This window comes from Sphingomonas sp. UBA978, assembly GCF_002292295.1.
Taxonomy (GTDB): Bacteria; Pseudomonadota; Alphaproteobacteria; order Sphingomonadales; family Sphingomonadaceae; genus Sphingomonas.
In genome coordinates this window covers 302,130-316,302 of sequence record NZ_DBBS01000021.1, presented here as the reverse complement: position 1 = coordinate 316,302, position 14,173 = coordinate 302,130, and the positions used below count along the sequence as shown (strand labels likewise).

Annotated in this window: 13 protein-coding genes; 5 read left to right on the top strand and 8 right to left on the bottom strand. The window is 69.2% G+C overall.

The genetic code is table 11. The features are described from left to right. Positions 1-24 precede the first annotated feature (24 nt). Genes B2515_RS16530 through B2515_RS16520 form a run of 3 tightly spaced genes read right to left on the bottom strand, consistent with a single transcriptional unit; the run spans position 25 to position 1,828 of the window. The gene (locus B2515_RS16530; RefSeq protein ID WP_293878207.1) at positions 25-489 is read right to left on the bottom strand and encodes a Fur family transcriptional regulator; all 465 of its coding nucleotides are present in this window, start codon (positions 487-489) and stop codon (positions 25-27) included. A gap of 41 nt (positions 490-530) precedes the next feature. After that, complete coding sequence (locus B2515_RS16525; RefSeq protein WP_293878205.1) at positions 531-914, bottom strand: MerC domain-containing protein; 384 nt, start codon at positions 912-914, stop codon at positions 531-533. Between the two features lie 50 nt (positions 915-964). Continuing rightward, a complete protein-coding gene (locus tag B2515_RS16520) occupies positions 965-1,828 on the bottom strand; it encodes a hypothetical protein (RefSeq protein WP_293878203.1) in 864 nt (287 codons plus the stop codon). 92 nt (positions 1,829-1,920) lie between these two features. Here B2515_RS16520 and B2515_RS16515 point away from each other — a divergent pair, with 92 nt between their 5' ends. The 5 genes from B2515_RS16515 (at position 1,921) to B2515_RS16495 (ending at position 8,186) form a co-directional block, all read left to right on the top strand. Next, complete coding sequence (locus tag B2515_RS16515; protein WP_293878201.1) at positions 1,921-2,958, top strand: COX15/CtaA family protein; 1,038 nt, start codon at positions 1,921-1,923, stop codon at positions 2,956-2,958. 161 nt (positions 2,959-3,119) lie between these two features. Beyond that, the gene (rplM, locus tag B2515_RS16510; RefSeq protein WP_293878199.1) at positions 3,120-3,599 is read left to right on the top strand and encodes a 50S ribosomal protein L13; all 480 of its coding nucleotides are present in this window, start codon (positions 3,120-3,122) and stop codon (positions 3,597-3,599) included. Continuing rightward, positions 3,599-4,147 (top strand): 30S ribosomal protein S9, encoded by a 549-nt coding sequence (gene rpsI, locus B2515_RS16505; protein ID WP_293878197.1) that lies wholly within the window; start codon positions 3,599-3,601, stop codon positions 4,145-4,147. Before rplM ends, rpsI begins: the two co-directional genes overlap by 1 nt. Positions 4,148-4,525: 378 nt before the next feature. After that, positions 4,526-5,920: a sugar porter family MFS transporter gene (locus B2515_RS16500; RefSeq protein WP_293878195.1), complete on the top strand. Its 1,395-nt coding sequence runs from the start codon at positions 4,526-4,528 to the stop codon at positions 5,918-5,920. A gap of 40 nt (positions 5,921-5,960) precedes the next feature. Continuing rightward, positions 5,961-8,186 (top strand): glycoside hydrolase family 3 N-terminal domain-containing protein, encoded by a 2,226-nt coding sequence (locus B2515_RS16495; protein ID WP_293878193.1) that lies wholly within the window; start codon positions 5,961-5,963, stop codon positions 8,184-8,186. Positions 8,187-8,188: 2 nt separating this feature from the next. Here B2515_RS16495 and B2515_RS16490 read toward each other — a convergent pair whose 3' ends face one another. The 5 genes from B2515_RS16490 to B2515_RS16470 form a co-directional block, all read right to left on the bottom strand. After that, positions 8,189-8,794 (bottom strand): ATP-binding cassette domain-containing protein, encoded by a 606-nt coding sequence (locus tag B2515_RS16490; protein ID WP_293878191.1) that lies wholly within the window; start codon positions 8,792-8,794, stop codon positions 8,189-8,191. Beyond that, positions 8,784-9,473, bottom strand: coding sequence for a molybdate ABC transporter permease subunit (gene modB, locus B2515_RS16485; RefSeq protein WP_293878189.1), 690 nt, complete (start codon positions 9,471-9,473; stop codon positions 8,784-8,786). Before modB ends, B2515_RS16490 begins: the two co-directional genes overlap by 11 nt. Beyond that, positions 9,473-10,225, bottom strand: a complete 753-nt coding sequence (gene modA / locus B2515_RS16480; RefSeq protein WP_293878187.1) for a molybdate ABC transporter substrate-binding protein — start codon at positions 10,223-10,225, stop codon at positions 9,473-9,475. The genes modB and modA overlap by 1 nt, the downstream gene beginning before the upstream one ends. Before the next feature lie 85 nt (positions 10,226-10,310). Continuing rightward, positions 10,311-10,709: a hypothetical protein gene (locus B2515_RS16475; protein WP_293878186.1), complete on the bottom strand. Its 399-nt coding sequence runs from the start codon at positions 10,707-10,709 to the stop codon at positions 10,311-10,313. Between the two features lie 85 nt (positions 10,710-10,794). Next, positions 10,795-14,166 (bottom strand): polysaccharide deacetylase family protein, encoded by a 3,372-nt coding sequence (locus B2515_RS16470; protein WP_293878185.1) that lies wholly within the window; start codon positions 14,164-14,166, stop codon positions 10,795-10,797. Positions 14,167-14,173: the final 7 nt, after the last annotated feature.

Here is a 14,173-nt window from a genome sequence, read left to right as displayed (position 1 = left end):
TGTCGATTGTCGGCGAACGCCCGATCAACCACAGTCGGCGCATTTTCCCCGCACCTCGATGACCGGACGAACCGGAGAGAATCCAGCGGCTTGCGCGGCATTCCTGACGCCACGCGTCACCACGTCGTCGTCCAGATGCACCGTCTGTCCACAGGAATCGCACACCAGGAAGATGCAATCGTGCAGGCAGTCGGGGTGCGCGTTGGCGACATAGGCGTTCGAGCTCTCGACCTTCCGGGCGAGGTTGGAGGCGACGAAGACGTCGAGGATGCGATAGATGCTGTTGGCGGCGACGCGCCGCCCCTCGCGCTTCGACAGCGCCTCGGCGATGTCATAGGCGCTCGCCGGCTTGGCGAATCCGGCCAGCGCCTCGAACACGTTGGCGCGCATCTGCGTCCATTGTTCGCCGGATTTTTCCAGCGTCGCCTGCGCGGCCCTGGTCAGGTCGTCGCCCTGCGGTTCGTGATGGGTGTGATGCGCATGGGCCATAGGTCAAATTTAGGGAGCCGCGCGGCCCACGGCAAGCCGCGTCAGACGACCGCGCGCCGGTTGAGGTCGTGGCCGAAGGCGAGCAGGCCGACGCCGATCACCGTCCACAGCGTCTCCGCCCCGCCGCCGCCCTCGTGCGGCAGCGTCATCGCCCCCGCCATGATCCCGAGCCCGAACGCGCCCATCGCCGCCGGCATGACATAGCCATGCTCCATCACGCCCCGCCCCAGCGCGATCGCGCCGAGCAGGATCGCGATCGTCAGCCCGACTTCGTGGAACAGCGGATTGAGCAGCAACCCGCCCGCCGCCGACAGCATCGCCAGCAGCACCGCACTCGCCAGACAATGGACGACGCACAGCCCCGACAGCGCAATCGCCGCGCGGTCGAGGCCGGCCCAGCCGAGGCGGCGTACGGGGTGAGTCATCTGGGGCATCCGTAGCGACCATCTAGGCCGGGGCGCAGCAGGTTACAACATCACATCGTTGTTTTTTGCGCCGCCTGATGGCGCTCGGCCTCGTTCTTTCGAAAGGTGGCAACCATGTCGGCTATCGCCGGCGTCGCGCAGACACCACGATCGAAGGCGCTGAGATGATCGGGTTCGCCCGCGCATCGCATCGCAGCCTCGGACTTGGGGAGAAGGTCGAGCGGCTCCGAGGTCGCGTCGCCACGGGCGATCGCGGGCCCCAGCCCGACGAGGAAGCCGTCCCAACCCGCCGGGTCCGTCATGCCGCGAAACGTCGCGATCGCCCGCTGCCGCATGGCCTCGGCAGCACGAAAGTCACCCAATTCCCTGAACGTATTGGCGGCGCGCGCCTGAAGCCACCCTCTATCCTTCGCCTCACCGGTATCCGGCATCGCGGCCACCCGTTTCGCGAATGCCGCCTGATACCGCCTTGCCCGTCCCGGGTCCCCGCCGGGTTCGTCCTTGGCCTCCCACGTCGCGGTCAGAAGGAGTCCGAGCGCCTCGCTTTCGGGACGTCCGATGGCGGTGGCGAGCCAGGCGGCGCGATAATATGGCGTCTCGACACCCCGCAGCCGCTGATAGTCCTGACTGGCAACGACAGGCGTCAGGCGTTCGATCTCGGCCGGGCTGAACGTGCCGAAAACGAGCAGTGTGTTGCCGGGACATTCCGGCAACGGAAACGGAAACGGCATATAGCTGTATGGCTTGCCATCGGGTCGAGCACCGAACGTGCTGTAATGACTGACCCGCCACGCGCTGAACGGCTCGCCACCCACCGGACAGGTCATGCTCACCGATGCGCCGTGCAGCGGCGGTGGCTCGGGCGGTGGCGGGATCGGCCCGTTCGCCGCCGCCTGCAACATCAGTGCGATCAATCCCGGTAGCATCGGCTCTCTCTCCCCCCACGCACTCCCCTGCGCACGGCTTGACGCTTGGCGCGTGGCGGCGGCGGGTGTATCGCGCTCGCATGCTCCAGCCTAGCGCCGCCTTCCTTTCCCGTGCCCGGCCGCACAGCGTCGCGCGCTGGCTGTTCGCCGTCGCCGGGCTGATCGTCGCGATGGTCGTCATCGGCGGGATCACCCGCCTGACCGAATCGGGCCTGTCGATCACCACATGGAAACCGATCAGCGGCATCGTCCCGCCGCTGACCGATGCGGACTGGCAGGCGGAATTCGCCAATTACCGCAAGATCCCCGAATATGCCGCCTTCAACCAGGGCATGACGCTTGCCGGGTTCAAGGGCATCTTCTTCTGGGAATATCTGCACCGCGTGCTCGGCCGCATCATCGGCCTCGCCTTCGCCCTGCCGCTTCTGTGGTTCGCCGTCCGCCGGCAGATCCCGGCGGGCTATGGCTGGCGGCTGGTCGCGCTGCTCGCGCTCGGCGGGTTCCAGGGCGCGATCGGCTGGTGGATGGTCGCCTCCGGCCTGTCGGAGCGGACCGACGTCAGTCATGTCCGGCTCGCGGTCCATCTGCTCACCGCATTGACCATCCTCGCCGGCATCGTCTGGACCGCGCTCGACCTGATCGCACTCCATCGCAATCCGCTGTCCTGCCCGGCCCGCCTCACCCGCGTCGCGGTCGCGGCGCTGGCGCTGCTGTTCGTCCAACTCGTCTATGGCGCGTTCACCGCCGGGCTCGACGCCGGCTATGCCTTCGCCAGCTGGCCGCTGATGGGCGACGCGCTGTTCCCTGCTGGCGTGCCGCTGGTCGATCCGGCGTGGCGCAATGCCGTCGACAACCCCGTCGTCGTCCAGTTCATCCATCGCTGGTGGGCCTTCGCCGCCGCCGCCGCGCTCACCTGGCTGGCGGTCGCGGCGACCCGCACGGGGTCGAAGGCGGGCTTCTGGGTCGTCGGCCTCGTCACGCTCCAGATCATGCTCGGCATCGCCACGCTGATGACCGGTGTGCAGATCGACGTCGCCGTCGCGCATCAGGCCAATGCCGCCCTGCTGCTGATCGCCACCGTCTTCGCCGCCCACGCCTGCGGCCGCCGCACCGCCTGATCGCACCCCCGGATCGGGATTACCCGCTCCGCATGGTATTATTTTACCCGTCAGCAAACCCCCGGTTTGCTTGACTTCGCGGGCGCATTCGATCATTGGCCCACTCAATCACGCCGTCCCTCGGGGCGGCGTGCATCGTTTCAAACCGAAAGGTCCACGCCATGAAGGCGCTCATGAAGACCACCAAGTCGGCCAAGCCGCACGAGGTGGAGAAGAAGTGGCACATTATCGACGCCACCGACCTGGTGGTCGGCCGCACCGCGTCGATCATCGCCAATGTCCTGCGCGGCAAGCACAAGACGTCGTTCACCCCGCACGTCGATTGCGGTGACAACGTCATCGTCATCAACGCCGACAAGATCCGCTTCACGTCCAACAAGGCCGAGAAGAAGTTCTATTACAAGCACACCGGTTATGCCGGCGGCATCAAGGGCGTCACCGCCGCCAAGGTTCTCGAAGGCCGCTTCCCGGAGCGCGTTCTCGAAAAGGCCGTCGAGCGCATGATCCCGCGTGGCCCGCTGGGTCGCGAGCAGATGCGCAACCTGCGCATCTTCAAGGGCACCGAGCATCCGCACGAAGCTCAGAACCCGGAAGTTCTCGATATCGCGGGCATGAACCGCAAGAACAAGGTGGGCGCGTAATGACCGACAATCGCCAGTCCCTTTCCGACCTCGCGTCGCTGACGCAGCAGCCGGCACCGGCGACGACCGCGGCGCCGGCCGTCACCACCGACGGCGAGGCACCCGCCGCACCGGTGCAGGTCCTGCCGACGACGCCGCTGCGCGAGCAGATCCTCGATAAGTTCGGCCGCGCCTATGCGACCGGCCGTCGCAAGGACGCCGTCGCCCGCGTCTGGATCAAGCCGGGTTCGGGCAAGATCACGATCAACGGTCGCGATCAGGAAGTCTATTTCGCGCGTCCGACGCTGCGCCTCGTCATCAACCAGGTGTTCGGCATCACCGAGCGCGAAGGCCAGTATGACGTCGTCTGCACCGTCAAGGGCGGGGGCCTCTCGGGCCAGGCCGGCGCGGTCAAGCACGGCATCAGCCAGGCGCTGACCCGCTTCGAGCCGATCCTGCGTGCGCCGGTCAAGGCCGCCGGGTTCCTGACCCGCGACAGCCGTACCGTCGAGCGCAAGAAGTACGGCCGTGCGAAGGCACGTCGCAGCTTCCAGTTCTCGAAGCGCTAAAAGCGGGCTCCCCCGGATCGCGTCGGCAATCCGGGGACCGGCCACGGCGGGCAGCGCGGGCGGCGAAGCCGTCCACGTCCAACGGCGTGGCCCATGCGATGCAGCCACGATGGGGCGGTCCGGCAACGGGCCGCCTTTTTCGCGTGCGCGCCCCGCGCGCATCGCAATGCACTGACCGGCGACACCCGCCCCACCCGTCATCCCGGAACGAGCCCAGGGCGACGAATCGCGTGCGACGGATCGAGCGCGACAGGCTCCCCCCAACGCACGGACGCACGGACGCCGCCGCCGTCGCCGCCCCGCAGCGAACGACGAACCCCGTTGACCCCGCCGCCGATCCCGGGCGTTGTGCCGCGGTAACCAGATAAGGAACCCGCCTTGGCGACGCAGACAGCCGGCCGCGAGCCCTCGATCCTCAATCCCGGGCTGCTCGCCTGTATCGCCACGGCGGCGCTCGCGGGTCTGCTGTTCGGCTTCGACACCGCGGTCATCTCCGGCGTCACGGACGCGCTGACCCGCGAATATGCGCTCACCCCGGGCTGGCTCGGCATCACCGTCTCGGCGGCGCTGTGGGGGACGCTGGTCGGCGCGCTGTTCGCCGGCATTCCCGGCGATCGCTACGGCAGCCGCGACACGTTGCGCATCCTCGCGCTCTTCTACGTCGTCTCGGCGATCGGCTGCGCCTTCGCCTGGGACTGGGGGTCGCTGGTGCTGTTCCGTGTCCTCGCCGGCCTCGCGGTCGGGGGATCGTCGGTGCTGGCGCCGGTCTATATCGCCGAGATCGCCCCGCCGTCGCGCCGCGGCCAGCTCGTCGCCGCCTTCCAGTTCATGGTGATCTTCGGCATCCTGCTCGCCTATGTCTCCAACGCGATCATCGCCGCGGTCGAGCCCGGCGACGTCGCGTGGCGGTGGAAGCTCGGCATCTCCGCGGTGCCGGCGCTGGTGTTCATGGGCCTGCTGTTCCGTATCCCCGACAGCCCGCGCTGGCTGGTCATGCACGGCCGCGATGCGGAGGCGAAGGCTTCGCTCGCCCGTATCGGCATGCCCGGTACGCTGGCGGACGACGAGATCGCCGGCGTTCACGCCGACCTCGCCGGACAGCCGGTGGGCGAACGCCTGTCGTGGCGCCTGCACCGCAAGCCGATCCTGCTCGCGATGCTCGTCGCCGGCTTCAACCAGCTCTCCGGCATCAACGCGTTCCTTTATTATCTCAACGACATCTTCTCGCGTTCGTCGACCGCACTGTCGGCGGACGTGCAGGCGATCATCATCGGCATCGTCAACGGCATCTTTACCTTCGTCGGCATGCTCCTCATCGACCGGCTGGGCCGCCGGACGCTACTGATGGTCGGCAGCCTCGGCATGGCCGCATCGCTGCTCGTCGGCGGTCTGTCGCTGCTCGGCACGATCCCCTCGTGGCTGCTCCTCCCCGCTCTCATCAACTTCATCGCCTTCTTCGCCCCCAGCACCGGCGCAGTCATCTGGGTCTATATCTCGGAGGTGTTCCCGACCTCGGTGCGCAGCCGCGGCAGCGCGGTTGGCGCGAGCACGCACTGGGGCCTCAATGCGGTGATCGCCGCCGCCTTCCCCGCGGTCGCCGCATATTCTGCCGGGGCGCCGTTCCTGTTCTTCGCGGCGATGATGGCGCTTCAGTTCGTCGTCGTGCTGCTCTATTTCCCGGAGACCAAAGGCGTTCCGCTGGAACAGATGCAACAGCAACTGGGGCTCGGCAATGCGCCCGGGCGGGTTGCCCCGACCGGACGCGCGGTCTAGCCGTTTCCGCAACGACAGAAACGCGCCAGGAGACCCCGTCATGCCCGCCATCCTCGATCGCCGTCAGGTCCTCAGCGGCGGGGCCACCATCGCCGGGCTGACGCTCGGCGCCCCGGTGCTCGCGCAGAGCAACCGGATCGAAAGCCTGATCGCGCGGATGACGCCGCAGGAAAAGGCGGGGCAGCTGTCGTGCTTCTCCGACCAGATCCGTCCGATCGGCGTGCCGTTCAATCCCGGCCTCGCCACCGGCGGCGCCAGCGAACAGCTCGCGCGGATCAGGACGGGTGCGATCGGCATGCTGTTCAACGGCGTCGGCTATGCAGGCGCGAAGGCGGCGCAGGACGCGGCAATGCAGACGCGGCTCAGGATCCCGCTGATCTTCGCCGGCGACGTCATCCACGGGCTGCGCACCGCCTATCCGCTGCCGATCGCCGAGGCCTGCGCCTTCGATCCCGACCTCGCGATGCGCACCGCCCGCGCCGCGGCGCTGGAGAGCACCGCGCTCGGCATCCACTGGACCTTCGCGCCGATGGTCGACGTCGCGCGCGACCAGCGCTGGGGCCGCGTCGCCGAAGGATCGGGTGAGGACCCGTATCTCGGCATCGCACTCGGCGTCGCCCGCGTCCGAGGCTTCCAGGGCACCGATCTCAAGGACCCGACCCGCGTCGCCGCCTGCGCCAAGCATTTCGCCGCTTATGGCGCGGTGTCGGGCGGCATGGAGTACAACTTCACCGAGATCAGCCCGTCGACGCTGCACGAGGTGCATCTCGCGCCGTTCAAGGCGGCGGTCGATGCCGGCGTCGCGACGCTGATGAGCGCGTTCAACGACATCGACGGCGTGCCCGCGTCGGGCAACCGCTGGCTGATGACCGACCTGCTGCGCGGGCAATGGACGTTCGGCGGCATGGTCGTCGGCGACTATACCGCGGACGAGGAGCTGATCGCGCACGGCTATGCGAAGGACGGCCGCGACGCCGCGAAGAAGGCGTTCATGGCGGGCATGGACATGGCCATGCAGTCGAACCTCTACAATCTGTGGCTGCCCGATCTGGTCGAGAAGGGCGAGGTGCCGATCGCACGCCTCGACGAGGGCGTCCGCCGCGTGCTGCACCTGAAGGAACAGGTCGGCCTGTTCGACAATCCCTATCGATCGGTCAGCCAGAAGGCGGAGCGGACCAGCGTCTCGACCCCCGCGATGCTCAAGCTGAGCCGCGAGGCGGGCGCGCGCTCGATCGTGCTGCTGAAGAACGAGGGCAACGTCCTGCCGCTGGCGAAGAACGCCAAAATCGCGCTGGTCGGCCCCTTTGCCGAGGATGTCGAGAATGTCGTTGGCACCTGGGCATTCATGTCGGACGCAAAGCTGAACGTCTCGATCGCCGCCGGCCTGCGCAACCGCAAGGCGAACGTGACGGTGGTGAAGGGGTCGGAGGTCGAGGCGGCGATCCCCGGCGGCATCGACGCGGCGGTCGCCGCCGCGCGCGGGGCGGATGTCGTGCTGCTCGCGATCGGCGAGACGCAATTGATGTCGGGCGAGGCGCAGGCGCGCGTCTCGGTCACCGTGCCGCCCGCGCAGATGGCACTGGCCGAGGCGCTCGCCGCCACCGGCAAGCCGGTCGTCGTCCTGCTGCGCCACGGCCGCGCTCTCGCGCTGGAGGGCGCGGTGAAGGATGCGCCCGCGATCCTCGCGACCTGGTTCCTCGGCACCGAGAGCGGCAACGCCATCGCCGACGTGCTGTTCGGCGAGGTCAATCCGTCCGCCAAGCTGTCGGCCAGCTTCCCGCATTTCAGCGGTCAACAACCCTATTTCTACAACCACAAGAACACCGGCCGCGGCGCGCCCGAAACCGGCGCGCAGGATTACAAGGCGCGCTATCGCGAAACCAAAAACGAGGCGCTGTACCCGTTCGGCCACGGCCTCAGTTACACCAGCTTCGCCGTGTCGAACGTCGTCGTGCCGACGCGGATGGGCGACCGGATCGAAGTGACCGCGACCGTCGCCAACACCGGCACGCGCGCCGGCGACGAGGTGGTGCAGCTCTACATCCACGACGTCGTTGCGAGCCACACCCGGCCGATCCGCGAACTGAAGGGGTTCCAGCGCGTCTCGCTGGCGCCCGGCCAGTCGAAGCAGGTCCGCTTCACGCTGTCGCGCGAGGATCTGCGCTTTTGGATGGACGGCCAGTGGGTGGTCGAGCCCGGCACCTTCCATGTCTGGGTGGCGACCGATTCGACCAATGGCGAGCGCAAGGAATTCGAGCTGGCCTGAGGTCAGTCGATCCGCACGATCCGCGTCCCCAGTCGCTCCGCCTCTTCGGGGTCGTGCGTCACCATCAGGATCGGCAGGCCCGCCTCGTCGCGGACGCGCAGGATCGCGTCCATGATCTCGCCCCGCCGCGCGCGGTCGAGCGACGAGAGCGGCTCGTCGAGCAGCAGGAAGGCGGGATCGCTCAGCAGCGCGCGGCCGATCGCGACCCGCCGCGCCTCGCCGCCCGACAGGGTCCGCGGCCAGCGGTCGAGCAGGTGGCCGATGCCCAGCATCGCCGCCGTCGCCGCCAGCGCGCCGTCGTCGGGCGCGCCGTACAGCAGGTTCGCGCGCACCCGCCGGTGCGGGAACAGCCGCGGCTCCTGAAACACATAGCCCGCGCGCCGCCGCTCCGGCGCGATGTCCAACCCCGCCGCGGCGTCGAACAGCACCCGCCCGGCGACCGCGATCCGCCCCCGGTCGGGCCGCAGCAGCCCGGCAACCATGTTCAATATGCTGGTCTTGCCGATCCCCGACGGGCCGAACAGCACGGTCAGCCCCGCGCCCGCCGTCAGGTCGAGCGCGACCGCGGCCTCGCCCAGCCGCTTTTCGACGTGGATGTCAAAGGACATGCAGCCCCCGCCTCACACGCCGTGTGAGCAGTTCCGACGCGACCAGCGCGACGAGGCTCAGCGCCACCGAGATCGCCGACAGCCGCCACACCATCGCCTCCGCCCCCGGCTGCTGCAACGCCGAATAGATCGCCAGCGGCAGCGTCTGCGTCTGCCCCGGCACGTTGGAGACGAAGGTGATCGTCGCGCCGAATTCGCCGATCGACCGCGCGAACCCGAGCACCGCACCCGCCAGCACGCCGGGCAGGCTGAGCGGCAGCGTCAGCGTCCAGAACACCCGCGCCGGCCCCGCCCCCAGCGTCCGCGCCGCGCTTTCCAGCCGCCGGTCGACCGCCTCGATCGACAGCCGCATCGCACGCACCATCAGCGGCAGCGCCATGATCCCCGCCGCGATCGCCGCACCCGTCCAGCGGAACAGCACGGTGACGCCGAACCAGCGTTCGAGCACGCCGCCGACTGGCCCGTTCGGCCCGAACGCCAGCAGCAGCACCCAGCCCGTCACCACCGGCGGCACCACCAGCGGCAGGTGTACGACCGCATCGAGCAGCAGCTTGCCCGGGAATCGCGCGCGCGCCAGCACCCAGGCGAGCGCGAAGGCGAGCGGCAGCACCGCCGCCATCGCGACGCCGCCGACCTTCAGCGACAGCGTCAGAATCGTCCATTCCTCCGCCGACAGCATCAGCGCGCGGTGAATCCGTAGCGGACGAAGATCGCCTTGCCTTTGGCGCTGACCAGAAAGCGACGGAACGCCTCACCCTCCGGGTTCCGCGAACCGGCGATCCGCGCGATCGGATAGGTGATCGCGGGGTGGCTGGATGCGGGAAACACACCCGCGATCCGCACCATGCTCGATGCGCGCGCGTCGGTCGCATAGACGATCCCCAGCGGCGCCGCACCGCGCTCGACCAGCACCAGCGCCGCACGCACGCTGTCGCCGCGCACCACCTTGGGCGCGACCGCGGTCCACACGCCGAGGCTGCGCAACGCCGCCTCGGCATAGCGCCCCGCCGGCACCGGCGCGTCCGCCATCGCCAGCGGCCCCGCCGTCAGCACCCGCGCAAGCGCGGCGGGCGGACGGACGGGGATGCGCACCGGATTGCCCTTCGCCGCGACGACGACCAGCCGGTTGCCGAGGAACGTCACCCGCGTGTTCGCGACGATCAGCCGCTTGGCGGCCAGCGCGTCCATCCATTCCTGATCGGCGGAGACAAACAGGTCCGCGCCGCCCCCCGCCTCGACCTGCCGCGCCAGCACCGACGACGCCGCGAACGAGAGCACCGGTTTTGGATGCCCCGCCTTCGCCCACGCCTCCGCCGCGGCGGTCAGCGATTCCTGCAGGCTCGCCGCCGCCAGCACCAGCGGTGCGCGCGTCTGCGCTGCGGCAGGGACGGCAAACGACAACGACAGGGCGAACACCAACGACCGGATCATGACGGCACCTCGACGGGAACGGTTATATCCCGCCGTATACAGCGCCCGTCCTGCAACGCGACCGGCGAATCGCGAGCCCCGGAAGTCAGTTACCTTCGCGGCACGTCAGATAGCGCCCCTTCATGCCGACATGCGCCGTCTCCCCGGCAGCGACATCGGCGGAGGCATTGCCACTCTTGGTCCCGATCGTAATCCTCGCCGGCTCGACCAGATTGCAGCCGATCTCGGCCCCCATCTGCGCACAGGCCTTTTCGAAATGCTGGTCCGCCGTCGATCCCTCGATCGGTCCGACCAGGAAGGACGCGCCGGTCGTGCCGCCGAACAGCGTGGCGCCGATACCACCCAGCATGTTCGCGCGCCACGTTCCGTCACGTTGCTGCTTCAACCCGGTCTGCGGTGCGAGACGTGCGCATACGCCGGTCGCGACGACCGCCTCCTGCGCTTGCAGGCCGCCACTCTCACACAGCCCCGTTAACAGCAGCATGGCCTTCCACGACATGATCGCACTTTCGCTGGGGATCCCGTGCGCGGCTCTATCCGGCCACCGGGCCAAGTGCCAGCGGCTTCCCTCACCCCGACGTCACCCGCCCGGTCCGCTGCAACTTGCCCCAGCCCACCATCGGGCCGCGCAGCGCCTGCGCGATCGCCTTCAGCACCACATAATACATCACCTGACGATAGCCGATCCGCTGCGGGATCAGCAGCCACAGCAGCCGCCACCGCTCGCGCCGCTCCAGCGCAAAGGCGATCGTCGCCGCCAGCAGGTCGATCGCGGTGAACACGATCCAGAAGGCAAGCATCGTATAGACGTCATGGCTGGTCTGCGCCCAACCGTGCGCCTGTACGTCGAGATAGGTGACGAGGAAGCTGACCAGCAGCGCGAGGTCGATGATCGGGCTGATCGCCGCGAGCAGGATCTGGAACACGATCGCCTGCGGCAACCCGACCCAGCCGAGCCCACGCGGGGCGCTGCGCCCGATCGCCGAACGGTGCTTCCACAGGCATTGGAGCGTGCCGAACGCCCAGCGGAACCGCTGCTTGGCGAGCGCGCGCATCGTCTCTGGCGCCTCGGTCCAGGCGACGGCGTACTGGTCGTATTGCACCCGCCAGCCGGCGCGCTGGATCGCGATGGTTAGGTCCTGATCCTCCGCCAGCGTGTCGTGCGGATAGCCGCCGACCTCCGCGATCGCCGCGCGCCGCCACGCGCCGACCGCACCCGGCACGACGGTGATCGCGTTCAGCCGGGCAAAGGCGCGCCGCTCGAGGTTCTGCGCGGTGATATATTCCAGCGCCTGCCAGCGGGTGATGAGGTTCACCCGGTTGCCGACCTTGGCATTGCCCGCGACCGCGCCCAGCGCCGGATCGTCGAACCAGCGCGCCAGCCGCGCGATTGTCGTCGGTTCGAACTGCGTATCGGCATCCAGCGCGATGACGATCTCGCCCTTCGCCACCTCCAGCCCGGTGTTGAGCGCGCGCGCCTTGCCACCATTCTCCAGCGTCAGCAGCCGCACGCGCGGATCGTCGGCAAAGGCGGCGGCGACGACGGCGGAGGTCGCGTCCTTCGACCCGTCGTCGATCACGATCACCTCGATCCGCACATCGGTGCTGGCGAGCACGCCGCGCACCGCGCGTTCGATCACCCGCTCCTCGTTATAGGCGGGGATCATCACCGTGACGAACCGGTCGGGATCGATCGCCGGGAACACCGTGCGCGACTCGCGCCGCGCCTGTACCAGCGCCAGGCCGGACAGCGCCAGCGCGCGCAGGATGCCGACAGTAATCGCGATGGCGAACAGCCAGTGCAGCGCCACCACCAGCCCGCCCAGCGTGGTGAACAGCGCAAGATCGGCGCGCGCCGCCAGCTGGTCGCTCGAAGAGATCGCCGGCATTGCCGCCTCGCGCGAAATGCCGGCGAGCGTCGAGACGGGGACGAAGCTGTAGCCCAGCGCCCGCAGCCGGTCGATGATGACCGGCAGCGCCGCGACCGTCTGCGCGCGGTTGCCGCCGGCATCGTGCAGCAGGATGATGTTGCGGCTGCAATCGGCATCCGAATCGCCGTCGCAATGCGCGGGCGCGCTCGTCACCCGCGCGATCGTCGCGTCGATGATCGACTGCACGCCCGGCCGCTTCCAGTCGCCGGGGTCGACGTGCAGCCCGACCGAGACATAGCCGCGCTCCTGCGCCTGCAGCGCCGGCACGATCTCGTCCGCGGTGGTCGGCTCGGCATCGCCGAAATAGGGCGCGCGGAACAGGCGCAGCGACCGGCCGGTGAACGCCTGGAACAGGCGCTGGTTGGCGTTGAGTTCGAACCGCACCTGTTCGGGCGACACCGTCGCCAGATTGGGATGGGTATAAGTGTGGCTGCCGATCTCATGCCCCTCGGCCACCATCCGCTGGAGCAGCGGACGCTGGGTCAGCGCATTCTCGCCGACGATGAAGAAGGTCGCCGGCACGCCCTCGCGCTTCAGCACGTCGAGGATCTGCGGCGTCCAGGTCGGATCGGGACCGTCGTCGAAGGTCAGCGCCAGCTGGCGCGGGCGATAGCCGGTACGGTCGACCTCATATTGCGACGGCAGCCGCAGGAACCGGACGTCGCCGATCATCCCGTCCGTGCCGGCGACGGCGTGGCGCGCGCCCGCGACCGGGGTCGCGCCGATCTTCAGGATCTCGCCCGCCCCCTCGATATCGACGTTGGTGCCGGCGGGGATCGCATCGATCGCCGATGGCGGCGGCAGGGTGCGGTGGTCGCGCCCGAACAGCGCCCACAGGCCCGGGTCCTCCGACCCCAGCCGCCACAGCGCGACGCTGCCGACCCCGGCGCGGTGGAGGAAGGCGATCTGGTTGTACGCCGATGCCGCATCCAGCATCCAGACGACATGGCGCGTGTCGCCGTCCGAATAGGCGAAGCCGCTGTTGCCGCTGGCCCGGTCGAACACCGGCACCGTCGCCGAATCGCGCGCCGCCTGCCACGCCTCGTCGACGCTCATCGCGTCGCCGCCCCTGTCGTGCCAGTCATAGGCATAGGAGCCGACCGCCACGACCAGCTTCGCCGCGGGAATGCCGCGCGCCGCGGTCGCGACCTTTTCTGCGAACCAGCGCTGCGACGCGATCGGCCCCGCCGGCCCCGCGGTCTCATGCTCGTCATAGGCCATCAGGAAGATCTTGTCGGTGACCCGCGCATAGGCGGGCAGGTCCCAGTCCGGATTGCCAACCGGCGCGGCGATCGCCACCACCCAGCCGCGCGGTGCGAACCGCCGCTGCGCCTCGCCGAGGAACGTCCGGTAGTTGCCCTGCGCGCCCGCCGGCAGATCCTCGAAGTCGAAGAAGGCGCCGCCCGCGCGGTTCGCCGCCAGCCACGGCACCAGCCGGTCGAGTAGCGCGGCCCGCGCGCGGGGGTCGGCGAGCAGCGCGGCGGTGCCGGCCCCGTCCCATGTCCCGCCGATCGCATTTTGGATCATCGGCACGATCACCGGCCGATGCACCGCGCGGTTGAGGATGCTCCGCCCCGCTGTGTCGCGGAACACGGTGATGCGGTGATCCGAGCCCGTCACCGACACCCAGCCGGGGATCACCCAGTCGAGCTGTTCGACATGCCGTTCGAGGCTCGCCGCGCTCGACGGGTCCCATGGGGTGTGAAAGGCGATGGCGAGCGCCGGATTGCCCGACGCCCCCGCCTTGCCCCGCCCGGTGCCGAACAGGCGGCCGGCATAATAGTCTAGCCCCCGTTTGGCGCGGCGGATCACGCCATGCGGCGGCGACAGCCGGTGCAGCATATGGTGCTCCGCCTCGACCGGCAGCAGCGGCGCGGCCGGCACCGCCCCGATCGACACGGCGAAGGCGGCGACCGACAGCACCAGCAGCAGCACGAAGGCGACCACGCCGAGCGTGAACCGCCGCTTGCGCCGACCGCTGGCATCGAAGAACACGGGCAATTGAGACATAGACGAC

What these genes read in the sequence shown, in the direction of transcription:
- B2515_RS16530 (WP_293878207.1), bottom strand. Translation starts at nt 489, where the DNA reads ATGGCCCATGCGCATCACACCCATCACGAACCGCAGGGCGACGACCTG.
- B2515_RS16525 (WP_293878205.1), bottom strand. Translation starts at nt 914, where the DNA reads ATGACTCACCCCGTACGCCGCCTCGGCTGGGCCGGCCTCGACCGCGCG.
- B2515_RS16515 (WP_293878201.1), top strand. Translation starts at nt 1,921, where the DNA reads ATGCTCCAGCCTAGCGCCGCCTTCCTTTCCCGTGCCCGGCCGCACAGC.
- rplM (WP_293878199.1), top strand. Translation starts at nt 3,120, where the DNA reads ATGAAGGCGCTCATGAAGACCACCAAGTCGGCCAAGCCGCACGAGGTG.
- rpsI (WP_293878197.1), top strand. Translation starts at nt 3,599, where the DNA reads ATGACCGACAATCGCCAGTCCCTTTCCGACCTCGCGTCGCTGACGCAG.
- B2515_RS16495 (WP_293878193.1), top strand. Translation starts at nt 5,961, where the DNA reads ATGCCCGCCATCCTCGATCGCCGTCAGGTCCTCAGCGGCGGGGCCACC.
- B2515_RS16490 (WP_293878191.1), bottom strand. Translation starts at nt 8,794, where the DNA reads ATGTCCTTTGACATCCACGTCGAAAAGCGGCTGGGCGAGGCCGCGGTC.
- modB (WP_293878189.1), bottom strand. Translation starts at nt 9,473, where the DNA reads ATGCTGTCGGCGGAGGAATGGACGATTCTGACGCTGTCGCTGAAGGTC.
- modA (WP_293878187.1), bottom strand. Translation starts at nt 10,225, where the DNA reads ATGATCCGGTCGTTGGTGTTCGCCCTGTCGTTGTCGTTTGCCGTCCCT.
- B2515_RS16475 (WP_293878186.1), bottom strand. Translation starts at nt 10,709, where the DNA reads ATGCTGCTGTTAACGGGGCTGTGTGAGAGTGGCGGCCTGCAAGCGCAG.
- B2515_RS16470 (WP_293878185.1), bottom strand. Translation starts at nt 14,166, where the DNA reads ATGTCTCAATTGCCCGTGTTCTTCGATGCCAGCGGTCGGCGCAAGCGG.